Annotated in this window: 31 protein-coding genes and 1 pseudogene; 25 read left to right on the forward strand and 7 right to left on the reverse strand. The window is 38.4% G+C overall.

Going from position 1 to position 20320, the window contains the following annotated elements; all coding sequences use genetic code 11:
- Positions 1-75: 75 nt before the first annotated feature.
- From A3GS_RS0105385 to A3GS_RS0105400, 4 genes are all read right to left on the reverse strand, one after another.
- Positions 76-1143, reverse strand: coding sequence for a site-specific integrase (locus tag A3GS_RS0105385; RefSeq protein WP_018364400.1), 1068 nt, complete (start codon positions 1141-1143; stop codon positions 76-78).
- A 129-nt stretch (positions 1144-1272) separates the two neighbouring features.
- The gene (locus A3GS_RS0105390; protein WP_018364401.1) at positions 1273-1872 is read right to left on the reverse strand and encodes a DUF4190 domain-containing protein; all 600 of its coding nucleotides are present in this window, start codon (positions 1870-1872) and stop codon (positions 1273-1275) included.
- 277 nt (positions 1873-2149) lie between these two features.
- Positions 2150-3040 carry an Abi family protein gene (locus A3GS_RS0105395; RefSeq protein ID WP_018364402.1) on the reverse strand — a complete coding sequence of 297 codons (891 nt, stop codon included), beginning with the start codon at positions 3038-3040 and terminating at the stop codon, positions 2150-2152.
- Between the two features lie 39 nt (positions 3041-3079).
- Entirely contained in the window at positions 3080-3853 is a 774-nt protein-coding gene (locus A3GS_RS0105400; protein ID WP_018364403.1) for a S24 family peptidase, read from the reverse strand.
- Positions 3854-4201: 348 nt separating this feature from the next.
- Between A3GS_RS0105400 and A3GS_RS12890 the strand changes: the two genes are divergently transcribed.
- The 4 genes from A3GS_RS12890 to A3GS_RS12895 all read left to right on the forward strand — a co-directional run bounded on the left by A3GS_RS12890 (position 4202) and on the right by A3GS_RS12895 (position 5682).
- The gene (locus tag A3GS_RS12890) at positions 4202-4357 is read left to right on the forward strand and encodes a hypothetical protein (RefSeq protein WP_018364405.1); all 156 of its coding nucleotides are present in this window, start codon (positions 4202-4204) and stop codon (positions 4355-4357) included.
- Complete coding sequence (locus tag A3GS_RS0105415; protein WP_018364406.1) at positions 4357-4932, forward strand: hypothetical protein; 576 nt, start codon at positions 4357-4359, stop codon at positions 4930-4932. The genes A3GS_RS12890 and A3GS_RS0105415 overlap by 1 nt, the downstream gene beginning before the upstream one ends.
- Positions 4933-5172: 240 nt before the next feature.
- Positions 5173-5397, forward strand: a complete 225-nt coding sequence (locus A3GS_RS0105425; protein ID WP_240430893.1) for a helix-turn-helix transcriptional regulator — start codon at positions 5173-5175, stop codon at positions 5395-5397.
- A 123-nt stretch (positions 5398-5520) separates the two neighbouring features.
- Positions 5521-5682, forward strand: coding sequence for a hypothetical protein (locus tag A3GS_RS12895; RefSeq protein WP_018364410.1), 162 nt, complete (start codon positions 5521-5523; stop codon positions 5680-5682).
- Here A3GS_RS12895 and A3GS_RS0105440 read toward each other — a convergent pair.
- Both A3GS_RS0105440 and A3GS_RS0105445 read right to left on the reverse strand, forming a co-directional pair.
- Positions 5671-5985, reverse strand: coding sequence for a hypothetical protein (locus A3GS_RS0105440; RefSeq protein ID WP_018364411.1), 315 nt, complete (start codon positions 5983-5985; stop codon positions 5671-5673). The two genes, A3GS_RS12895 and A3GS_RS0105440, sit on opposite strands and share 12 nt — an antisense overlap.
- On the reverse strand, positions 5985-6410 hold the full coding sequence (locus A3GS_RS0105445; protein WP_018364412.1) for a hypothetical protein: 426 nt from the start codon (positions 6408-6410) through the stop codon (positions 5985-5987). The genes A3GS_RS0105440 and A3GS_RS0105445 overlap by 1 nt, the downstream gene beginning before the upstream one ends.
- A 50-nt stretch (positions 6411-6460) precedes the next feature.
- Here A3GS_RS0105445 and A3GS_RS13170 point away from each other — a divergent pair, with 50 nt between their 5' ends.
- The gene (locus tag A3GS_RS13170; RefSeq protein ID WP_255264765.1) at positions 6461-6586 is read left to right on the forward strand and encodes a hypothetical protein; all 126 of its coding nucleotides are present in this window, start codon (positions 6461-6463) and stop codon (positions 6584-6586) included.
- Here A3GS_RS13170 and A3GS_RS0105450 read toward each other — a convergent pair.
- Positions 6544-7224: a DUF4145 domain-containing protein gene (locus A3GS_RS0105450; RefSeq protein ID WP_018364413.1), complete on the reverse strand. Its 681-nt coding sequence runs from the start codon at positions 7222-7224 to the stop codon at positions 6544-6546. The two genes, A3GS_RS13170 and A3GS_RS0105450, sit on opposite strands and share 43 nt — an antisense overlap.
- A 53-nt stretch (positions 7225-7277) precedes the next feature.
- On the opposite strand from A3GS_RS0105450, the gene A3GS_RS0105455 reads away from it, so the two are divergent.
- From A3GS_RS0105455 to A3GS_RS0105565, 20 genes and pseudogenes are all read left to right on the forward strand, one after another.
- Positions 7278-7988: an ORF6C domain-containing protein gene (locus A3GS_RS0105455; RefSeq protein WP_018364414.1), complete on the forward strand. Its 711-nt coding sequence runs from the start codon at positions 7278-7280 to the stop codon at positions 7986-7988.
- Positions 7989-8046: 58 nt separating this feature from the next.
- Complete coding sequence (locus A3GS_RS0105460; protein ID WP_018364415.1) at positions 8047-8337, forward strand: hypothetical protein; 291 nt, start codon at positions 8047-8049, stop codon at positions 8335-8337.
- Between the two features lie 93 nt (positions 8338-8430).
- Positions 8431-8685 (forward strand): hypothetical protein, encoded by a 255-nt coding sequence (locus A3GS_RS0105465; RefSeq protein WP_018364416.1) that lies wholly within the window; start codon positions 8431-8433, stop codon positions 8683-8685.
- Between the two features lie 5 nt (positions 8686-8690).
- Positions 8691-9452 (forward strand): replication initiator protein A, encoded by a 762-nt coding sequence (locus A3GS_RS0105470; RefSeq protein WP_018364417.1) that lies wholly within the window; start codon positions 8691-8693, stop codon positions 9450-9452.
- Positions 9452-10288: an ATP-binding protein gene (locus A3GS_RS0105475; protein ID WP_018364418.1), complete on the forward strand. Its 837-nt coding sequence runs from the start codon at positions 9452-9454 to the stop codon at positions 10286-10288. The genes A3GS_RS0105470 and A3GS_RS0105475 overlap by 1 nt, the downstream gene beginning before the upstream one ends.
- A 2-nt stretch (positions 10289-10290) precedes the next feature.
- On the forward strand, positions 10291-10455 hold the full coding sequence (locus A3GS_RS12700) for a hypothetical protein (RefSeq protein ID WP_018364419.1): 165 nt from the start codon (positions 10291-10293) through the stop codon (positions 10453-10455).
- A 154-nt stretch (positions 10456-10609) separates the two neighbouring features.
- Entirely contained in the window at positions 10610-11374 is a 765-nt protein-coding gene (locus tag A3GS_RS0105490; RefSeq protein ID WP_018364421.1) for a DNA-methyltransferase, read from the forward strand.
- Between the two features lie 93 nt (positions 11375-11467).
- The gene (locus A3GS_RS0105495) at positions 11468-11929 is read left to right on the forward strand and encodes a class I SAM-dependent methyltransferase (RefSeq protein WP_018364422.1); all 462 of its coding nucleotides are present in this window, start codon (positions 11468-11470) and stop codon (positions 11927-11929) included.
- 6 nt (positions 11930-11935) lie between these two features.
- Entirely contained in the window at positions 11936-12166 is a 231-nt protein-coding gene (locus A3GS_RS0105500; RefSeq protein WP_240430892.1) for a hypothetical protein, read from the forward strand.
- Complete coding sequence (locus A3GS_RS12900) at positions 12159-12323, forward strand: hypothetical protein (protein ID WP_018364424.1); 165 nt, start codon at positions 12159-12161, stop codon at positions 12321-12323. The genes A3GS_RS0105500 and A3GS_RS12900 overlap by 8 nt, the downstream gene beginning before the upstream one ends.
- 34 nt (positions 12324-12357) lie before the next feature.
- Positions 12358-12510, forward strand: a pseudogene (locus A3GS_RS0105510) (beta-sandwich lipoprotein); the annotation flags it as partial.
- 88 nt (positions 12511-12598) lie between these two features.
- The gene (locus A3GS_RS0105515) at positions 12599-12922 is read left to right on the forward strand and encodes a DUF1372 family protein (protein WP_040807486.1); all 324 of its coding nucleotides are present in this window, start codon (positions 12599-12601) and stop codon (positions 12920-12922) included.
- A gap of 64 nt (positions 12923-12986) precedes the next feature.
- On the forward strand, positions 12987-13388 hold the full coding sequence (locus A3GS_RS0105520; protein ID WP_018364427.1) for a transcriptional activator: 402 nt from the start codon (positions 12987-12989) through the stop codon (positions 13386-13388).
- A 207-nt stretch (positions 13389-13595) separates the two neighbouring features.
- Positions 13596-14144 (forward strand): site-specific integrase, encoded by a 549-nt coding sequence (locus A3GS_RS0105525; RefSeq protein ID WP_018364428.1) that lies wholly within the window; start codon positions 13596-13598, stop codon positions 14142-14144.
- A 447-nt stretch (positions 14145-14591) separates the two neighbouring features.
- Positions 14592-14921, forward strand: coding sequence for an HNH endonuclease (locus A3GS_RS0105540; protein WP_018364431.1), 330 nt, complete (start codon positions 14592-14594; stop codon positions 14919-14921).
- Positions 14922-15048: 127 nt separating this feature from the next.
- Positions 15049-15411: a P27 family phage terminase small subunit gene (locus A3GS_RS11555; RefSeq protein WP_018364432.1), complete on the forward strand. Its 363-nt coding sequence runs from the start codon at positions 15049-15051 to the stop codon at positions 15409-15411.
- Positions 15408-17141, forward strand: a complete 1734-nt coding sequence (locus A3GS_RS0105550) for a terminase large subunit (RefSeq protein ID WP_018364433.1) — start codon at positions 15408-15410, stop codon at positions 17139-17141. The genes A3GS_RS11555 and A3GS_RS0105550 overlap by 4 nt, the downstream gene beginning before the upstream one ends.
- Positions 17141-18346 (forward strand): phage portal protein, encoded by a 1206-nt coding sequence (locus tag A3GS_RS0105555; protein WP_018364434.1) that lies wholly within the window; start codon positions 17141-17143, stop codon positions 18344-18346. The genes A3GS_RS0105550 and A3GS_RS0105555 overlap by 1 nt, the downstream gene beginning before the upstream one ends.
- The gene (locus A3GS_RS0105560) at positions 18333-18938 is read left to right on the forward strand and encodes an HK97 family phage prohead protease (RefSeq protein ID WP_018364435.1); all 606 of its coding nucleotides are present in this window, start codon (positions 18333-18335) and stop codon (positions 18936-18938) included. The genes A3GS_RS0105555 and A3GS_RS0105560 overlap by 14 nt, the downstream gene beginning before the upstream one ends.
- Complete coding sequence (locus tag A3GS_RS0105565) at positions 18904-20316, forward strand: phage major capsid protein (RefSeq protein ID WP_018364436.1); 1413 nt, start codon at positions 18904-18906, stop codon at positions 20314-20316. Before A3GS_RS0105560 ends, A3GS_RS0105565 begins: the two co-directional genes overlap by 35 nt.
- Positions 20317-20320: the final 4 nt, after the last annotated feature.

Below are 20320 nucleotides of genomic sequence, written 5' to 3' on the forward strand. Positions count from 1 at the left end.
AATCCCCTCCTCTCCTTTTATTCCATTGATATATCAAGGTTTTGATGGTGTTTGCCCACCATTTGCCCACTGATTTTAAATTTTGTTAAAAATCTGTTTGACCTTTTGGTCATTTTTTTGTTTTAGTTTTTCAATTTGATGGGCATATGTTTTGAGAGTAATGTTTAAATTTTCGTGTCCAAGAAGCTTAGAGACAGATATTAAATCAACCCCTTTATATATCAAATAGGAGGCGTATGTGTGTCTTAAAGAGTGATTGGTGTAATTTTCCCCAGTTGCTCTCTTAATGGCCTTATTTGAGGCGTTATTTGACGTACCGAAGCAGATACGACCTAGCTTGTTTTCTTGATAGTAATTCTCTTTATAGTTTTTGAGTATTTTTAGACTGTTTTGATCAATAGGAACTTGTCGAATGGATTGTTCGTTTTTAGTTGGTCCGAAGTTCTGAGAAATCGAGTAGTCAAATGTCTTATTGATATCGATATAGCCATTTTCAAAATCGATGTCGTTCCAGGTAAGCCCTTGAGCTTCAGCGAAACGCAGACCAGTCACTCCAATAATGTAGGTGGTCAGGTAAGAGGCATGCCTGATTCTTGCTTTCGCAAAGTTTAGGTAGTTTAGATAGTCATCTTCCTCCATAAATTTTTCAGCCTCTGCTTTACCAGACTTCTGTGCTTTGACAATGGCGCCTTCAGCGAAGTTGTCTCTAATGATACCATCTCGGATAGCCATTTTACAGGCTCCTTTGATTTGATAGTGGAATTTTTCAAGCGTTGATTGTGCGACTGTCTCTCCAAATTCATTTAAAATTTGTTGATAGAAGGTGTGATTGATATTTTTGAGTTTCTTCTCACCAAAAAAGTGTTTGATGTGTTTGAAGTTTTTAGTATATGTTTTCCATGTTTTGGTAGTGACGTGTGGTTTTTTGTATATTTCTGCCCACCGTTTATTATAATCAAGTACAGTAATATCTAGAAGTTCGCTTGAAACTGTACTTAATTCCAGCTCAGCTTGTTGGGCTGATGCTTTTGCAAGGGCTTTGGTTCTAAATCCTCCTTTTGATTTCTCACGACGTTTGCCATTGATGTCTTGATAAATTATCCTGTATTCCCATGCGTCTCCACGTTTTCTAAAAGATGCCATGTTGTTTTTTACCTCATTTTCTGATAAAATGGGTATAGTAAAGAGGCCTACTGAAAAGCAGGTTTTTACTATACATGATTTACCTTACGCTCTCTGTCGCCAAACTGTCGAGCGTAGGGTTTTTTATGTTTATTCTAGTCCACTAGATGATTTATATGATAGTAACCATGTATTGTCAGCTTGTTTCACAAACTGAAGTGAGACACTTTTATATTCAGAACCACCCATTGTGTCATAATCAACATATTTTGAGGTATAATCTCCAGATGTTGATTCAGATGATGATGTTGGTTCACCAAATTTTGATACTACGTCGTTATAGTTGGCTCCACCAACCCCTGATACGGTATCTCCGACAGACAAGGCATCAAAATCTGCTTTTGTCCACTTGAATTTTTTGTCGACCTCATTTTGTGATGAGGCTACAGAACTTTCAAAAGACTTACTAGTTTTATCTATTGCTTTGCTTGCGTTATCTAATGCGTTGCTATACATAGATTGGGTAAAGAGAACGATAGCCATTGCTAAAATGGACATTACCAAACTTACAATCGACAATGTTTTGTGTCTTTTTCTGTTGATGACAAGTGCAATAATGGCTAAAATTAGGGCTGGTACTGCAATAATAAAAGATACATTGTTTAACAATGGTATCCAGGAACCTAAAAGGGCAACAATTCCTAAAACTAGAGCGATAATCGCTAAAACTTTCTTTTCATTTTCTCGCATGAGAGTCTCCTTTTCAGCTTTTAATGTGGTTCAGCTTTTGCACATCGTTTATCGGTTTATTCCACTAATTATAATATTTATCAATGACCGTCAATTCCTCATGAGCCAACTAGTTCTTCAATAGTCATATTGTGCAAATCCCTTTAAAGTAATAAAAACCGGCTGAATTATTCAACCGGCCTTTTGTAAATGTTGGATTCCCTTCTTCACGCACGCATGAAGCATAGGGCGCTGAACTGAATCAGTCTTACACGTACAATTATCATAACATAAAACACTACCAGATTGCAATGATTTTTTGAAAAATAACGAACATTTTTACCAGAGTTATATTTTTTTGGTAATCTTGTTCGTGTCGTCTGCATCTTTGAAGAAAATTGCTCAGGTCATCTTTTTGGTGCCGAAAAACAGCTGATGAGCAGTAGGCTTTGGCTAATGCAAACAATGATAACAAATCATTAACTTTCTTATAGTTTTTATATTTTAGTAAGTCGGTTTTGGCTGCCAATGTTGTTACTGCAGCACTTGTATTTTTTAATTTATTATCGTTTTTAAAGACATTTAGGATAAATACACTATTATGAGCACATGCATTTCTAATATATCTTGCGTTATCACCAAGTTCATAGGCTTTTTTCAGTGATTTTGGCTTATATTTTTCATAGTATATTCCTAAAAATTTCATAAGACATCCGTAATCCATGTGCTCTATCAATACCCAATAGGGAACGTTAGCTCTTCGTTTAAGGTACATATCGTTTTGATAGCGTGAGGCCTTGAACTTAAACCAAGTGATGTCGTAATATTTGCCATGATCTAGGTCTTTAAATTCTTTGACGATACTATAACCATCCTCATTAGGGTTATTATCTATCTGTCGGCATAACTCTGCCTTGATGAAGTGCTCTGTGTTAATTGAAATATTTAACAGTAGATTCCTAATTTGAAAGTCTAGGGATGCTAAATCCTTTAGATATTCAAATTCTAAATGTTGGTACTTGTCATCTTTTTTCTTGAAATTTTTTCGAAAGGCAGCTACCTTATAGTAATAGTTATTTTTGTCAATAAAGTTGATGGCTTGCCCTTTGGAACATTTTGTAAAAGTAACTCCTTTGTGTTCTAGATGATTGATTAGCTCTAGATGGGATAGTTTCTTTTGCCTGACCATTTATCTCCCCTTCAACTCAAATACTCTTCATCAATATCTTTATCCCTCTCTGTAAATATCCACGACTTCACCGATGGTACGGATATTATCTTCTTCTGATAACTGGATGTTGTCAAAGTCTTTATTGAGGGATTCGAGGTGGTTGTCTTTTAATTTTTTGACATAGTTTTCACCATTGACTTGAAAAATACCAATTTTGTTTATGTCAACCTGGTCTTTCAATTTGATAAAGAGAAAATCCCCGTTTTTGATTTTGGGTTCCATTGAATGACCGACAACAATAGCAATGGTGTCATACTCGCTCTCGTCTGGAATATCATCTGCGTAAAAACTGACCATAGTGTCATAGTCATCTTCTTGCCAATACCCCGTACCAGCTGATACTTTACCGGGTACAGATAGGCTGATACGTTTTCTAGTGTTGTACTCAGCACGCTTTTCTGATATGTTTGTAGCTTTTTCACGCTGCTCGGTCAAAAGCTGCTCAGAGGTTTCTAGTAGGCTATTTTTACGCTGGTCGTTTAACTGATTATAGTTTGATAGCAGGATGGCTTGGCGAGGGTCAAAGTTGATTAGGGTAGTTCCATCTTCATTATTTTTTGTAAGTTCTAAAAAATCATCACCCAATAGTTTTGATTTTGGAATATTAAATAATTTAGACATGTGTTCAACATTATCCATTAAAGGTTTATTTCTTCCAAGTTCCCATGCTGAAACAGCTGTAGGTGCAATATTTAATTTTTCCGCTAAAAGTTTTTGAGTAAGCTTATTCAGCTTTCTATAATGCTTAATGTTTTCGGCAAGAGTAGTCATCTAATCACCTCTTTTCTACAATAATTATACACTTCAAGTGTAAAGAAGTAAAGTTTTTTTGAGTTTTTGCAAAAAAAAGCTTGCAACTACACTTCAAGTGTAGTATAATATAGTCAAGGTCAAGGAAATGACCGAAGAAAGGAGGTAGGGCTGATGAGCAGACACGGAAAAAAGCCGAAGCACAAGGAACTAGCATTCGAAATCAGTTTCCTAGGCTTCAGGCTTAAACTCAAATACTTAATCAAGTGGTGACTTGATTGAGTAGGGAGGCGAAAGCCTCCTCCCCTTTGAGGGGATAGGTATAGTTTAGCACATTGGCTCTATCTCTGCAAGAAAAGAGGGAAGAAGATGAACTGGAAAAAAGTTTTATTTGGAGACTTGGAATGTACTAAAATCAGTAAAGATGGCAAAGTGAAAACTACCGTTAGGTTTGAAGGTGGTCTGTTACCAGCTCTCTTAGTTATTGGGCTTTTCGGATTAGTTATTTGGTTGGTGGTGAAGTGATGGAAGAAGTTATTCAATCTATTGTTGCTGTTGGTGGTTTTGGGTATTTGAATTATTGGCTGTTTGTTAGAATTCGAGATAGGGATATTGGTGGAGAGTCAGATCGAAAATTTCTGATTGGCTTGATGTCATCTTTTGATTATCTCATTTATCTTGTTTTTAGACACTTTTGTGACAGCATGCTTTGGTCTATTGTAGGAGCAATTATTTCTGCTATCATTTTCACTATTTCAGCTCATTGTTTTCTTGATATGGCCTATAACTTTAGCAATTGGCTAAGGGGAAAGCATGGCTTAGCACAGCAAGTTGATATGCACTTGTGGGACATGATGTTTAAGGAAGATAAACCGAATCGATTTGTCATTGATTTCTCTGGTAATATTATCGCAAGTGGTGTTATTAAGGCTATAAACGGTAACTATGAAGAAAAGTCACTAATTCTTGCTTCGTTTGTTGGCTATAACGATGAAAGGCCTAGAACAGAAGCAGAACTAATGACTTATTTAGATGAAAATGATATTCAAAGTGACGTTTATCTTAATTTTGATAAGAAAATCAAAATCATTTATTTTTAGAAGGTTGAGGGAAACGAACCTTATCAGTTGTCTGAGCCGTCTGGCTTGTTTGACTATTCTTCATTTTTGGTTCTTTAATGGCTTGTTTTTTATCCATATCCTTGCTCCTTTCTGTAGAAATGGTGGTACATTTTATTATAGCATAAGGAGCAAGTGGCTAGGTTGGTCTTTTCCTTGGTTCGATTCCTCGGCTAGTCATGACGTCAAATATTTTAGAAAGAGGTGAATTTATTGCAGAAAATGACTTTGAAATCTGCGAGAGCAAATGCCAATCTAACGCAAGAAACTATTGCTAAAAAACTGGGAGTTTCAAGAAATACATATAGTGATTATGAATCTTATAATGTTGCGATGAGAATTGACAAAGCTGTTCTCTTTAGTCAAATTGTGTCAGTACCTTTTGATGACATTATTTTTTTAAAACAAAACTACACTTCAAGTGTAGCTGATTTGACAAAGGAGTAAAAAGATGAGTGAAAAGAAAAAAACACTGCCAATCCAATCTCTAGAGATTAAGATTGACAATGAATCAAGTGTTCCACATGTTGACGAGAGTTGGACAACTCTTGAAGAATAGAAAGGAAATATATGAACGAAATTTTTAGCCTTCGAGGACTTGTGGCGGTTGTTATTCTAATTTTAAATATCATTGTCATGGTGACGGATTTAGTCATTATCCGTAAACATTTAAAGGAACAAAGATTTTTAAATAGAGTGATCGATTTTTCGTTGGAGGATTTAAAGAGATAGTGTGATAAGTGTGTGGAGTTTGACAATGTCAACTTCTGGGAACTCTAGTTTTTCAACATGACCATTTGTATAGGTCTGGAGGAAAAAATTTGCAACTGTGCGTTGGTTTATAAAATCACGTACCTCACCGTAGAGTACGATAATTGTCTGATCTTTGTAAGATGTGAAAAAAGATTTGTTGGTCAGAATATGCTGAAATCTTTCAGAATATGGCTGCCCATGAATAATCAGGTTATCTATAGTCGTCCAATTAAGTTGATGTTTGACAGTCAGTTCGCAAAGTTCATCAATTAAGTTTGTCATTATTTTAAGTCCTTTCGATTTAAAAAGATACTTTCGAGGTCATAGAAGACCTCTACAAAGTCAACGTATTTAATTTCTCTTTCATCTCTCAACTCGTTAAATTTGTTAAGAGGTTCAGAAATCAACTTGTTATTTTGGGATAAAGAAGGAAAGTTGCTCTTAAATTGAGACATCAACTTATGAAGTTCGATAAAAATATTTTCAGGTATCGGTGTCTGTCGGTCTTTGGTATCAATATTCTCAATAAGCATTCTGATAGCCTCCATTTTGCCACGATAATAGTCACTTTCTTGTTGAAGTAAGCTGACTTCTTGTACCTCTTCTAATTTTTTACGAGTTGCAAAGGCTGCTTGGAGAGTAAAAATTGTCAGAAAAAAACCAATTGGAGCTGTGAGGGTGTTGAATATTTCTATCCATTTAATCATTGTACTCTCCCTTTAACTTTTTACTTAATTATATCACAGAAAGGAATTTTATGAACGAACTAGAAAAAACAGTTCTCAACGAATTAGTGAGAACTGTCGGTATTATTCTTGAAAAAGTCGAAAATATCGAGCGTCAATTAGAAGAAGTGAACTCTAGTGCTGATTCGACATCATAGTCGGCTGCGATGAATTGCGCAGTTGCAAGAATGAAGTTTTTCAAATCTTGAATATCTTTATCATCGTGCTTTCGAATGTAGTGAGTTTCGTCGTTGCCAATCCATGCAACTGCCTTAGCTAATGTTTGGACTTTCGGAAAGTCTATAAGATAAGTGCTTATAACTTGTCCGAGTGGCATCTTCTTGATTTCCTCTTCTTTGTCAGAAGATTTCCGAATTGCGTAGTCTTTGATAAGAAACTCAGCGGATTTACGATAACCAACCCCTGCAATTTGATCTAATTTTTCAGATTCGGCAATGGTTGCTTGAGCGTAAATGTCTACGAACATTGGAGAAACTTTTTCAATGTTCTCAGGAAGCTTTACCTTGATAGGTGGGCGATAGGAGTACTCTACAATTTTGACATTGTTAGTATCTGGATTTCTAGAATATTCAATTGAAAAATATTTTTTGCAATCTGAGTAGGAACATCTGTATGTGATAGCGAATTTGGCAAAATTCTTAAAATAACTGTCTTCGCTTTTAGTTTTTGACACAAGTGCCGGCGAAGTGTTTCTGCCACAATGTGGGCACCATTCTGGGATGATTATTTCTACTGTTTGAGAAGTATCTAAAAACTCAATATGCACTTTTTTCATTCAAAGTTACCTCGCATTTTTATTTATATTATATCAAATTAGAAAGGAATTTTATGAACGAAATCTTTAATTTTCACGGGCAGGAAGTCCGTACTGTAACCATTAACAATGAGCCTTGGTTCGTTGGAAAGGATGTGGCAGACATTTTAGGCTACTCAAAATCACGAAATGCGATTGCACTTCATGTTGATGAGGATGACGCCCTAAAACAGGGCGTCACAGACAATTTAGGTCGTACTCAAGAAACAATCCTAATCAACGAATCTGGTCTTTACTCACTAATCTTGTCCAGTAAATTGCCACAGGCTAAGGAGTTTAAGCGCTGGGTCACGTCAGAGGTCTTGCCACAGATTCGTCAGCAGGGAGCTTATGTGCCTGAAAATCTGTCAGATGAGGCTTTTATCGCCCTCTTTACGGGTCAAAAGCAGCTAAAAGCTAAACAATTGGAGTTAGCTCAGGATGTTGATTATCTCAAAAACGAACAGCCAATTCATCCAAGTTTTGCTCAGGCTTTGCTGAAAAAGAGAAAAGCCAGTGTGGTGGCTTGTCTAGGTGGTATTGATAGTCCAGCTTATGCGGATAAGAGTTTTTCACAATCTGTTTTCCGTCAAGCCGAAGTTGATTTCAAGGACCATTTTAATATCAACCGTTATGACATGTTGCCAAAGAAATTTGCTGAAGCAGCACTGTCTTACTGGATGACATGGGAGCCAAGCACAAATACCAATATGAAAATCATGGAGTTAAATGCTTATGAAATGTAACACAAAAAAGCCTGACGGCAATCAGGCTCTGTAATAAATAATACAAGAGGATTATATCATGAATGATTTAATGATTCAAATGCTTGACCAGTTTGAGGCTGGTTTAATGGATAGAGCATTAAAGGTCATGCACGTTGTGACAGATGAAAAGAGACAATTTCCGATGGAACTCAACAAGTCTCAATGCGCTTTAATGCTCTTAGGGACTAAAGATACTGGAACATTTGATGCACGCTTTAATAAATTTGATGATTTTCCACGTATCAAGAATGCTCGTGAAAAATATCCTCGTGATGCCGTCATTGAATGGTATCACAAGAATTGGCAAAGAACGGTAGTGGGAGGTTGAAAATGGAAAACCCAATTACAGCAATCGTATTTATAGCAGTTATAGGCTTACTTGCCTATTTGGGCAGAAATACCAAGGAAAGCGAGGTGACACATGACATCAACGAAGAAGAAATCCCAGCGTATCTTGAAAGGTATGGGCGAGTTGTTCAGCTCAGTGGACAGTGCGGATATGACAGAATGGACTAAGTATCCTGTCTCAACAAGACCTGATTATCGCTCTGAGATGGTGTGGCAGGTGAGGAAGTCTGTTAAAAACTTTATCAAGTCTGGAGATTTTGACAATCTTGCTGATGTCTTTAGGGTTGTTTGGTTTTATGTGGAGGAGAGGATGTTTAAGAGGAGGTAAGAAAAATGCGCATAGATGAAGTCAAGCGTAATTCCTTTTACCAGTTTCCGCAATGGCTATTAAATGAGCCCTACAGTCGGTTGGGGGATAAAGCCAAGATGATGTATATGTTGCTATTTGATAGGCGGGGGTTATCTGTCAAAAATAAGTGGCATGATGAAGACGGTAAAATCTATATGTATTTTACCAATGAACAATTCATGCAAGAGCTGAGTTGTTCTGAACCCTCTATCATCAAAGCCAAGAAAGAACTAGCTGACTTTGGGCTTTTAAAGGAAGTTAGGCAAGGTATTAACAAGCCTAATCGCTTGTATTTGTTTGGAACTAAAGAAACTTTAGGTCAGGAGCTAAAGAAAGTTAAGCACGGAACTAAAGAAACTTTAGGTCAAGACCTTAAAAAAGTTAAGGGAATCAATACTAATAATATCAATACTAATATATCAATAAATACTACTACTACTGATAAGCAGGATTTTGGTAGCTTTTTGAAAAGCGAGGGATTGAAAGTAAGAGACAGACATATCACGCAGCTGCTTGAATATGTTGGACTTGACCATATGGATCTCGATTTGGTCAAGCTGGCTGTCATAAAGACAACCGACCAAGGCATTGATAACCCGTCTTATACGTTTAGCATTTTGGAAAATTGGAAAGCGAAAGGCATTTTAACGGTGGAACAGCAACAGCAGGAAGACCGACGTCAGATGACTAACCAACCTGTTGATCCTAATGCTGCTAAGTTTGCTGGGATGGAGGGCTGGAACTGATGGAAAAGGTTGATAGTATTGCTCGCAAATATAGCGAATTTATGGGGAAACAGCTTAGTGATGAGATTTGCGAGATTCATGATATTCATTTGTGGCGAATTAGTCGTCCATCTGTTGAGGGGCCTGTGGTTCAGGAGTTTTGTCCTGAATGTCAGAAAGAGGCTATCAGGAAGAAAGAAGATGATCTATTACAGCAGAGCTTGGTTAATGCTAAGCTTGCACAAACATTTAGTGTCTTTAGGAAGGAAAGTATCATTTCAGAGGATTTGAAGAAGGCTAATTTTAATTCTTATGATACTGACACTGAGTTTGATGTGAAGGCTTTGAACTTTGCTAAGCGGATTTGTCGTTCTTACTACGAGGGAAATTATGGAAATACAGTGCTTATGGGCGTTCCTGGTGTTGGTAAGTCTCATTTGTCTGTTGCGATGGCGGATGCTTTGAATGATTCTTTTAAAAAAGCTGGAAAGCCGAAGTCCATTCTTTTCATGCCTACAGCTCGGCTATTTTCTAAAATCAAGAGCTCTTTCAATGGTGGCGGTGGTTTTACTGAGGAGTATGCGATTGATTTACTGACACGGGTTAATTATCTTTTTCTTGATGATTTGGGTAAAGAATCCTGTATGAGTACTCAAATTAAGCCTGCAAGTGATTGGGTGCAGGGTGTGTTGTTTAATATTTTAGATCAGCGGCAGACAACGGTTATCAATACGAATTTTAGTCGTCAACAACTTTTGCAGATTTATGATGCGGCTTTGGTTGATAGGATTTTCAAGGGGTCAACGCAGAATAAGCAGATTTTGATTTGGCCTGATAACAGCATGAGTAAGAGGTGATTGTGGTGGAAGAAAAAGAGCAGTTGATAACTGGTTTTGAAGAGTGTTACTGGAAGATTGATAGCAGGGTTAGGCAGATGTTGCTTGATTTGCCGCTTGATAGTCTGATTATTAAGTTGGTTGAGTGGCAGAACTGGGCAGAATGTGGCGGAAAGGTTGTATTTTGATGGATAAAGAAGATGTGATAGCTTTGCTGATTGAGCAGCGTGATTCGTATTATAGGGCTATTTCTGATGATGGTCCTGTAAATGACTATGATGCGTGGTGCTATAGTCAGTACGAGAAGTTTCAGGCCGCGATCGAGTGGGTGAGGGGGAGATGATGACAAGTGACAAGGTTGTTTGTGAGTTGTATAATGACCACTTTGAAAATGCGAAGCGTTATCAAATTCCACGGGCTCAGTTGATTATAGCTGACATTCCTTACAATCTCGGTAATAATGCTTATGCTAGCGATCCACGTTGGTATAAAGATGGTGATAACAGCAACGGGGAGAGTAAGTTAGCAGGTAAATCATTCTTTGACACGGACAACGATTTTAAAATTAATAATTTCTTTGATTTTTGCAGCAGGCTTTTGCGCAAGGAGCCGAAAGAAAAGGGACAAGCACCAGCTATGATTGTTTTCCATGCGTGGCAACAAAGGGATATGGTAATCGAATGTGGTAAAAAGCATGGTTTTAACAATGCCTATCCGCTCTACTTTACTAAAAAATCTAGTCCGCAAGTGCTAAAAGCGAATATGAAGATTGTTGGTGCGGTCGAGGAAGCTACAGTGTTGTATCGTGATAAGTTACCTAAGTTTAATAACAACGGGGCAATGATACTTAATCATGCACCGTGGGAGAAGGATAGCTCATATCCAGTTATCCACCCGACTCAGAAGCCGATTCCTGTGCTGAAACGGTTGATTGAAATCTTTACGGATGAGGGTGATGTTGTTATTGACCCCGTAGCAGGAAGCGGTAGTACGCTTAGAGCTGCTATTGAGATGAATCGCAAAGCTTATGGCTTTGAGATTAAGAAAGACTTTTACAGGAAGGCAAAGGCTGAAATGCTGAGTACGTTTCAGACCAGTCTTTTCTGAGGAAGTGGAGCAGATGACGATATTTGATTATTTGGAGGGGTGTGACTGGGAATAGTTGCGTACACCCAAAGGCTATGGATAGTGGAGGTAGTGATGTCAGATATAAGGATTTTAGACGCATGCTGTGGCAGTAGGATGTTTTGGTTCGATAAGCAAGAACCTCACACAACTTACATGGACAAACGAGAAACAAAATTTGAAATTCATGGAAAGAAAATAAACGTTAAACCAGATGTGGTTGCTGATTTTCGAGATATGCCTTTCGAGGACGAAACCTTTAACTTAGTTGTGTTTGACCCACCGCACTTACTATGGGCTGGTCAAAAATCATTCATGAGAGCCCAATACGGTCAGCTTGATATACTAACTTGGAGGATAGACCTACAACAAGGTTTTGAAGAATGTTTTCGGGTGCTGAAAACGGGTGGAACACTAATTTTTAAGTGGTCCGATGCCCAAGTAAATGTCAAAGAGATTTTAGAATTAGTGCCACATCAACCACTATTCGGGCAACAGAGAGGGACAACCCATTGGATGGCCTTCATGAAATTTTAGGAGGCTATGATGACCTACGAAGCTAAGTTGATGCTCTATGGCTACAAGGAAGTTCATATTGGCCGATTTGCAACAAAGGAGTTAGCTGCTCAAGCAATTGTTGAGCACATCCTTGAAACTTCTAGTCTAACTAGACCAAAGGTAGTTGCAACTATGAAAATCCGAAGCAAGGAAATCAGAATTGATTACGGTGCTAAGGATTGTTATTACTTAATAGAGAGGAAAGAAAATGACTAAAAGTCTAGATTACAAGAAAGGCTATCGAGATGCGATACAGTTTGCTATTTCTGAGATTAATGAGTTAGTTGAAGAGTTTATTATTGATGAAAAAGTGGCTGATAAGCTTACAAAAAATTTAAAAACAATAACAGGAAAGGTATTATCAAATGACTAAAACACTAGAAGAAAAAGTTGAACAATGGTTTATTGACAGATATAAAAAACACTTGGTCAATATGACAAAAAATAACATGTACGTTGTTGAGGATGTGACAGATGGCACAAAGGTCAGCAAGTACAAGTATGAAGTGGAATACATGCCAAAAAGCGCCATTCCTATAACGGTGATCAACAATGAGTAGTTACGATGTGATTCTAGTTGTAACAATGGTAGCAGCTCTTCTGGTTTTCTATCTTGGATATGAGTTGTTTATCCACTACGCTAACAAAATGCCGATTCTTGCTGCTATCGTCTTGCTGATTATAGTTGTGCAGGCAAAAGACTATGCCATGGAAATGACCAGGCAGGTAGATAAGCTTGAGGCACGTAAGCCTGTTGTTATTTACAATGTTGACAATGCTGGCGCTGCGATGGTTGGCAAGATTACTAACAAGCAAGTTATCAGTGGCCACTACACAGTCACAGCTGAGGCTTATGGTAAGTTCTTAGTTACGAAGGAGCAGTATGAAGCTATTAATGTTGGGGATGAGATTCCTGAATACTTGAAAGGGTTAGGAAATGAGCAAATGTTAGGAGAAATCAATGAACACTGAACTAATGAATGAACTAAAAGAACTTCTCGGCTTATTTCCGAGATCATTAACTTGGAGGTGACAATTGAAGAAACTGAGCGACAGAGAACTCAAAACGCTAGACGAGGAACTGTTCAAGTTCCGAGGTATCCAGCGAACCATAGATTTACGAAGACTGGAGCTGACAACAAGAACTCCAGATAGCCAAGGCGGTCCTTCAATCGGAATCAGCAAACCTACAGAAACCATCGCGGTCAAGCTCGCAGATGATCCGACATTAAAGTTTCTGGAAGGCTTCAAGGAGATCGTGGATAAACTACTTGCTAACCTAATCGACGAAGACAAGGAAATTTTTTATCTACGCTGGCAGTATCCACAACTACGATGGGAAGAAATTGCAGAGAAGTTGTTTTTGAGCAACGCAACTATATATCGACGTCGCAGAATTATCCTTGAGCAGTATGCAATTTTGAAAGGTGAGTTGTAAAGTGATAAAAAAAGGTACTGTTTTTCTCACGAAAATATTGGTATTATGTTATCGTCGAAACGAGAAGAAGGATAGATACTAGCAAGAGCCTTTCGTTTTCAGAGGAACACCTTTAAAGAAAAACCAGAACTCGCCAGACAAATTTACAGGTCAGTTGCAGAATGCACTGACTTTTTTTATTTAATTTCTGAGAAAGGAGAGAGAGCCATGAACTATGTCGAACCAATTCGCAATAAGGAAGATATTGACATTATGTGTGATTATTTGAAAGATTGGGACTATCGCAACTATTTGATATTTTTGACAGGTATTAACACAGGCTTGCGCATATCAGACATTCTTAATTTAAAGGTGTCTAATATACGTGGATGGTATATCTTGCTGATTGAAAGAAAAACAAAGAAACGTCGCAAGGTCAAGATGAATGCGTTTCTGAAAAGGGAAATGGACAAGCACATCAAAGGCAAGCGAGTCGGTGATTATCTATTCCAAAGTCGCAAAGGTAAGAACAAGCCATTGACTAGACAGGCAGCTTACAGCATTATCAAGATAGCCGCTGAAGATTGTGGAGTTGAAAACGTCGGGACACATACCATGCGGAAAACTTTTGGGTATCACTATTACCAGAAGTACAAAGACATTGCCATGCTGATGGAATTATTTAACCACGCTAGCGCAGCAATTACCAAAAGATACATCGGTATCAACCAAGACCAACAGGACCGAGCCTTGGCAAACTTCCGTCTAGGAACATAACAATGTGACATATTGCAGTAATGTCAGATTGAAAAATATGAATGCTGAAAAACCTTTTGTTTACAAGGCACTTGAGAAAAAAGCGAAAGTGACACAATATACAAAGAAGATAATTCAGAGGTGAAATTGGTATAGTTTTTAGTTGATAAACCTCACAAGAAATTTTGTCAAGTGATTTTTGAAAGTTGAGAAAAAAAGGTACTGTTTTTCTCACGAAAAAGGTGCTAATATGGTAGCATAACATTTTAACAAGTAAGAGGACATTCGGAAACGACTGTCCTTTTTCTGTTGCCAGAAAGGAGACAGACATGACGAAGTACATGGTGATTGCCGAGGGACAATTCGTTATTCACTGCAAAGACACTAGTCAAAAGCATGAGTCATATAGATTGACTCAATACGACTTCGAAGATGTTGGGCATACAAGGTATTTCAACTTTGAGACATATGACTTTTAAGCCAGTTCGCAAAAGTCTAAAGACTAGTCGTTGGGATAAGTTCAGGGGTCGTATGATGAAGCGTGATAAGTACTTGTGTCAAGAGTCTTTGAGGTATGGCAAGAGAGTACCAGCTGAGATGGTCCATCATATCTACCCGGTCTCTGAGTATCCAGAACTTGAGTTCGTTTCTTGGAATGTAATCAGTCTAGCTAACAGAGTACACGGCACCTTCCATGACCGCATTAACAATAAAGTAATAGGTCAAGGGCTATGGTGGCAGAGAAAAAGAAAAAAAGATTTTGATGAATTTTATAAAAATTTTTCAAAAAAATTTTGAACCCCCCACCCTCGCGAAAAATTTTTGAACGGCTTGGGGACCGGGAAGGGGAAGTCTTTCCCCCTCTGAGTCCCCGTGAGAATTTTAAGTACATTTTTTAACATGAATTTTGAAAGGAGGTGAAAAATTGGCAAGACCAAAAGGTCAGAGCACCATCAAAACAAGAATTGTGAAATCCATGAAAGATATGGGAACATATTCAAAGCACTATGATGACATCATAGAAATCTATTCTGGGTTGCTCTACGACTACAAGAATGCTCGTGATGAATTCTTGGCAAATGGTTCTCAGATTACCGAAGAGCACGAAACAGGACGCGGAACAATTGTGGATCGTAAGACACCACTTGTACAGACCATGGAAAATCTCAGAAAAGATATCATCACGTATTCTGATAGGCTTGGGCTCAATCCAAAATCTGTTGGAATTGAACCTCCTAAACCAAAAGATGCTGGAGGACTTGAAGGAATGATTGCCAATATTATTTGAAAGTTAAAAATAAATCACCAAATTTCAAAATCGCAGTTGATTATGCTATAAGCGTTGTAAATGGAAAAATTAAAGCAGGAAAGCGTCGTAAGAAAGCATGTCAAAGATTTCTTAAAGACCTTGAGAGTGACCGCTTTGACTTTAAGAATGAGCAGTTTGACTTTGTTGTTAAGTTTATTGAAGGTCTTGTAGTCCATCGAAAAGGTGAATCGCTTGAAGGTCTGCCTCTGACAAACGCTCCTTTCATTTTGCAACCGTGGCAAAAATTTTGTATCGTCAATCTTTTTGGTTTTTTCAACAAAGGAACAACAATTAGGCGCTTTACTGAGGCGCTTTTTATGTTACCTCGTAAAAATGGTAAGACGCCTTTTGCATCTGCCATCGCTCTGGCCACATCCATTTTAGATAATCAGAGCGGTTCTAATGCTTATATACTTGCTAACTCTCTGAAACAGACCAGAGAAAGCTTTGATTTTATGACTCACACAGTCAAATACTGGAAAGATAAGTCGATCAAAATCAAAGACAACAACAATGAGCATGTCATTCGCAAGGAATTTTCAAATGGCTCTTTCACAATCAATGCACTTGCTGCAGAAGAAGATAATCTTGACTCATTCAACGGGAACATTATTATCCTTGATGAAATTCACGGTATGAAATCATCTAAGAAGTATACTTTGATGAAGAATGCCATGCGTGCTTATCGTAACAAACTGCTTATGGCCATCACCACAGCTGGTGACAAGCCAAACGGCTTTCTTGCTCAGCGTTTGAAGTACTGTGACAAGGTTCTTGATGGGACTGTTGAAGATGACAGCTACTTTCTTTTTATCTGTGATGCAGATACGGATAAAGATGGTAAGATTGTTGACTTTACAAACCCAGAATACATCAAGCAAGCCAATCCCTCTCTAGGTGTAACGGTTGAACTCAAGGAACTGGTACATGATGCAGAAGTTGCTTTAGCTGATCCGCAGACTAGAAATGAGTTTTTTAACAAGACACTCAATGTCTTCACAAACTCAATGACAGCTTACTTTAACGTTCAGGACTTTATCAATTCCGATTACAACTATGACTGGTCACTGGAGGAGTTGGCCAAGTTACCGATTAAGTGGTATGGCGGTGCAGACTTGTCAAAATTGCATGATTTGACCGCTGCTGCTCTTTATGGAAATTATGACGATGTTGATATTGTTATCACTCACGCTTTCTTTCCGAAAACAGCCGCTCATCAAAAGGCAAATGATGACGGTATACCGCTTTTTGGTTGGGAGCAGGACGGATGGTTGACGATGTCAAACACGCCTACTGTTTCCTATGATGACATTATCAACTGGTTTGTCATGATGAGAGATAAAGGTTTCAAAATCAAAAAAGTTGGTTTTGATAAGAAATTCGGACGTGAATTTTTCTCTGGCATGAAAAAGGCCAAGTTTAGTATTGTGGACGCTCCGCAATATTTCTGGAAAAAGTCAGAGGGATTCAGGCGAATTGAAACCAAGGCACTCAACGGTCAGCTTTATTACTGTCATTCAGATGCCTACGAATATTGTGTCGGAAATGTCCGTGGTATTGAGAAGGTTGATGACATGATCCAGTACGAAAAAGTTGAGAAAAACTTGAGGATTGACTTATTTGACGCTTCGGTGTTTGCAGGTTGTCAAATGCTTGAAGATATTGAAAATGCTGGCGCTATTAGTGGCTGGCTCAATGGAGGTGCTTAATGAGTAAGCGAAAACGGAAAAAGGCAAATCAAATTAGATCTGAGCCGTCAAAAGGCATGCAGCTATTTGTTAACGAGGATATGTTTTCGTCTTTGACAACAAACGGCTACACTCGTCTGTCTGATTGTCCAGAGGTACACATAGCAGTTCATAAGATTGCTGACTTGGTATCATCTATGCCTATCCACTTGATGGAAAATCAAGAGAATGGCGACGTGAGGGTGAAAAATGAGCTATCACGCAAGATAGACATCAATCCTTACAAATGGATGAGTCGCAAGCAATGGATTTATAACATCGTTCGGACACTTTTGCTTGAGGGTGATGGCAATGCTGTTGTTTATCCTGTCATCAACAGCGACGGTTTGATTGATGATTTGAAGCCACTACCACCATCAAAGACCCATTTTGATGGTGATGAATTTGATTATCAGATTATCTATGATTATCAGCAGGCTTATAAGCCAGATGAGGTGCTGCACTTTGCTATCAATGCTAGCCCAGAAAAGCCATGGCTGGGAAAAGGGTATAGGATTGTGCTAAGAGATATTCTGAAAAATCTCAAGCAGGCATCTGCTACTAAAAATGAATTTATGAGTGGCAAATATATGCCATCGCTCATTATCAAGACGGATGCCAACACAGCAGAGCTTGCCACGCAAGAAGGACGCGACAACGTCTTTAATAAGTATATGGCAAGCACATCAGCTGGTAAGCCTTGGATTATTCCAGCGGAAGCCTTTCAGGTTGAGCAGATCAAGCCTCTTAGTCTAAATGACATTGCTATCAAAGACACGGTAGAAATTGATAAGACCACCTTGGCCAACGTTCTAGGTGTACCACCATTCTTTGTAGGAGTCGGAAAATTTAACAAGGATGAGTATGACAATTTTATTACGACTAAGATTAAGTCAATTGCCGAAACATTACAACAGGAAATGACAAGGCAGCTACTCTATGCACCGCAGTTTTATTGGCTGTTTAATTGGCGTAGTTTGTTGACTTATGACCTAAAAGCTCTATCTGATATTGGTTCAAATCTCTATATCAGAGGGCTGATGGAAGGAAATGAAGTCAGAAACTGGATTAACTTGCCACCAAAAGAAGGCTTGGATAATCTGGTTATTCTTGAGAATTTTATTCCAGCTGACATGATTGGCAATCAGAAGAAATTAGAGAAAGGAGAAGATAGTGGACAGAACTGAATTCACTACTCGCGCTTTTAAGTCTGACTTAAAAGTTCGTGAGGAAGTCGAACAAGAAGAGAAAGTCATTGAAGGCTACTTCGTGATTTTTAATTCTGAGACGGAATTGTGGGAGGGTGCCTTTGAGGAAATCGCGCCTGGTGCTTTTGATGAGACTATGGAAAATGATATTCGTGCTCTCATCAATCATGATACAAAACTTGTGTTAGCCCGTACTAAGGCAGGAACATTGACCTTGACTATCGATGATAAAGGCTTATATGGTCGTATCGTCATCAATGATAAAGATGTTGATGCCATGAATCTTTACGCTCGTGTTCAACGAGGCGATGTTGATCAATGTTCTTTTGGCTTCAACATCTTAGAAGAATCGGCAGACTTCCGTGAAGATGGTACGACTAAGTGGACCATCTCAAAGGTTGACTTACATGAGGTGTCTGTGGTGACATTTCCAGCCTACGAAGACACAGGCGTTCAAGCCAGAAAACGTGACTTTGAAAAAGCTAAAGAGCAATCCCTACAATCACGAAAAAAAGCATTAAAGGAGAAATTACAACATGCTAAAACAACTTATGCTACGTCGCAAGATTAATGTCTTGCGTGAGAAAAAAGAAGGTCTGACAAGCAATAAGAACTTTGATAAACGCAATGCAGATCTTGAAGTTGCCATTGAAGAAGCTCGCTCAGATGATGAAATTGCTGCTGTTGAAGCAGAAATTGAAGAACTGACAAAAGAACAAGAAGAATATCAAAAGCAAGTTGATGATATTCAAACTCAAATTGATGAGCTGGAAAAGGAATTGGAGGAGCTTGAGGCCAAAGAACCAAAATCAGAGCCTAAGGAAGATCCAGAACCAGATGACAATCAAGCTCGCAGCAAACAAAAAGGAGATAAACAGTTTATGACTCGTAACAAATATTTTGGCGGACTTACTCGTAGTGCCTTCACATCGCTGGTTGAACGTAGTGACGTAAAGGAATTTCTTGATCAAACACGCAGCCTAATCAAAGAACAACGATCAGTGACTGGCGCAGACTTAACTATCCCAACAGCATTTTTAGAATTACTGCGCAACAATATGGATCAGTACTCAAAATTGATTACTAAAGTTTGGCTTAAGCCTGTAAAGGGTAAAGCGCGCCAAAACATTGCAGGAACTATTCCAGAAGCTATCTGGACTGAAATGATTGGCAAAATCAATGAAGTTGAATTTAAATTTAATCAAATTGAAGTTGACGGATTTAAAGTTAGCGGCTTTACAGCTATTCCAAATTCAATCTTGCAAGATAGTGATCTCAACCTTGCCAATGAAATCCTCTATGGACTTGCTCAAGCCATTGGTCTTGCTTTAGACAAAGCAATTATTTATGGTAAAGGCACTAAGATGCCTGTCGGTATCGTGACACGTCTTGCAGAAACTCAAAAACCTAATTATTGGGGTCAAAATGAAAAAGCTTGGACTGACCTGCACGATACACACTTGTCAGTCGTTCCAGCAGGAATCACAGATGCAGTCAAATACTATCAAGAGCTTGCAACTAAGCTGAATGTGATTGAAAGCGACTATTCAGACGGAAATGTTTTCTGGGCAATGTCTCGCAACACTCACCAAGCACTTAAAATCAAACTGTTATCATTCAATTCATCAGCTGCTTTGGTCTCTGGTGTTGATAATGAATTACCTGTTATTGGTGGTGAAGTCGTTGAGCTCAACTTCATCCCAGAAGGGCACATCATTGGTGGTTTTGGATCACTTTACCTACTTTCAGAGCGTGAAGGAGCAACTATGGCACAGTCTGAGCATGCTCAATTTATCGAAGATAACACAGTCTTCAAGGGTGTTGCCCGTTACGATGGCCGCCCCATTTTTGGTGAAGGTTTTGTTGGTATTAATGCCTCTGGTAAAGATGGCGCACTCGTACCAGCACCAACTGATGTCACATTTGCTGCTGATAAAGCTAATGTTTAAGGAG

The organism is Streptococcus caballi DSM 19004, from assembly GCF_000379985.1.
Classification (GTDB): domain Bacteria; phylum Bacillota; class Bacilli; order Lactobacillales; family Streptococcaceae; genus Streptococcus; species Streptococcus caballi.

Excerpts from the sequence above, each read along its gene's own strand:
- A3GS_RS0105385 (WP_018364400.1), bottom strand. The coding sequence starts at position 1,143 with ATGGCATCTTTTAGAAAACGTGGAGACGCATGGGAATACAGGATAATT.
- A3GS_RS0105390 (WP_018364401.1), bottom strand. The coding sequence starts at position 1,872 with ATGCGAGAAAATGAAAAGAAAGTTTTAGCGATTATCGCTCTAGTTTTA.
- A3GS_RS0105395 (WP_018364402.1), bottom strand. The coding sequence starts at position 3,040 with ATGGTCAGGCAAAAGAAACTATCCCATCTAGAGCTAATCAATCATCTA.
- A3GS_RS0105400 (WP_018364403.1), bottom strand. The coding sequence starts at position 3,853 with ATGACTACTCTTGCCGAAAACATTAAGCATTATAGAAAGCTGAATAAG.
- A3GS_RS12890 (WP_018364405.1), top strand. The coding sequence starts at position 4,202 with ATGAACTGGAAAAAAGTTTTATTTGGAGACTTGGAATGTACTAAAATC.
- A3GS_RS0105415 (WP_018364406.1), top strand. The coding sequence starts at position 4,357 with ATGGAAGAAGTTATTCAATCTATTGTTGCTGTTGGTGGTTTTGGGTAT.
- A3GS_RS0105425 (WP_240430893.1), top strand. The coding sequence starts at position 5,173 with ATGACTTTGAAATCTGCGAGAGCAAATGCCAATCTAACGCAAGAAACT.
- A3GS_RS12895 (WP_018364410.1), top strand. The coding sequence starts at position 5,521 with ATGAACGAAATTTTTAGCCTTCGAGGACTTGTGGCGGTTGTTATTCTA.
- A3GS_RS0105440 (WP_018364411.1), bottom strand. The coding sequence starts at position 5,985 with ATGACAAACTTAATTGATGAACTTTGCGAACTGACTGTCAAACATCAA.
- A3GS_RS0105445 (WP_018364412.1), bottom strand. The coding sequence starts at position 6,410 with ATGATTAAATGGATAGAAATATTCAACACCCTCACAGCTCCAATTGGT.
- A3GS_RS13170 (WP_255264765.1), top strand. The coding sequence starts at position 6,461 with ATGAACGAACTAGAAAAAACAGTTCTCAACGAATTAGTGAGAACTGTC.
- A3GS_RS0105450 (WP_018364413.1), bottom strand. The coding sequence starts at position 7,224 with ATGAAAAAAGTGCATATTGAGTTTTTAGATACTTCTCAAACAGTAGAA.
- A3GS_RS0105455 (WP_018364414.1), top strand. The coding sequence starts at position 7,278 with ATGAACGAAATCTTTAATTTTCACGGGCAGGAAGTCCGTACTGTAACC.
- A3GS_RS0105460 (WP_018364415.1), top strand. The coding sequence starts at position 8,047 with ATGAATGATTTAATGATTCAAATGCTTGACCAGTTTGAGGCTGGTTTA.
- A3GS_RS0105465 (WP_018364416.1), top strand. The coding sequence starts at position 8,431 with ATGACATCAACGAAGAAGAAATCCCAGCGTATCTTGAAAGGTATGGGC.
- A3GS_RS0105470 (WP_018364417.1), top strand. The coding sequence starts at position 8,691 with ATGCGCATAGATGAAGTCAAGCGTAATTCCTTTTACCAGTTTCCGCAA.
- A3GS_RS0105475 (WP_018364418.1), top strand. The coding sequence starts at position 9,452 with ATGGAAAAGGTTGATAGTATTGCTCGCAAATATAGCGAATTTATGGGG.
- A3GS_RS0105490 (WP_018364421.1), top strand. The coding sequence starts at position 10,610 with ATGACAAGTGACAAGGTTGTTTGTGAGTTGTATAATGACCACTTTGAA.
- A3GS_RS0105495 (WP_018364422.1), top strand. The coding sequence starts at position 11,468 with ATGTCAGATATAAGGATTTTAGACGCATGCTGTGGCAGTAGGATGTTT.
- A3GS_RS0105500 (WP_240430892.1), top strand. The coding sequence starts at position 11,936 with ATGATGACCTACGAAGCTAAGTTGATGCTCTATGGCTACAAGGAAGTT.
- A3GS_RS12900 (WP_018364424.1), top strand. The coding sequence starts at position 12,159 with ATGACTAAAAGTCTAGATTACAAGAAAGGCTATCGAGATGCGATACAG.
- A3GS_RS0105515 (WP_040807486.1), top strand. The coding sequence starts at position 12,599 with ATGCCGATTCTTGCTGCTATCGTCTTGCTGATTATAGTTGTGCAGGCA.
- A3GS_RS0105525 (WP_018364428.1), top strand. The coding sequence starts at position 13,596 with ATGAACTATGTCGAACCAATTCGCAATAAGGAAGATATTGACATTATG.
- A3GS_RS0105540 (WP_018364431.1), top strand. The coding sequence starts at position 14,592 with ATGACTTTTAAGCCAGTTCGCAAAAGTCTAAAGACTAGTCGTTGGGAT.
- A3GS_RS0105555 (WP_018364434.1), top strand. The coding sequence starts at position 17,141 with ATGAGTAAGCGAAAACGGAAAAAGGCAAATCAAATTAGATCTGAGCCG.
- A3GS_RS0105565 (WP_018364436.1), top strand. The coding sequence starts at position 18,904 with ATGCTAAAACAACTTATGCTACGTCGCAAGATTAATGTCTTGCGTGAG.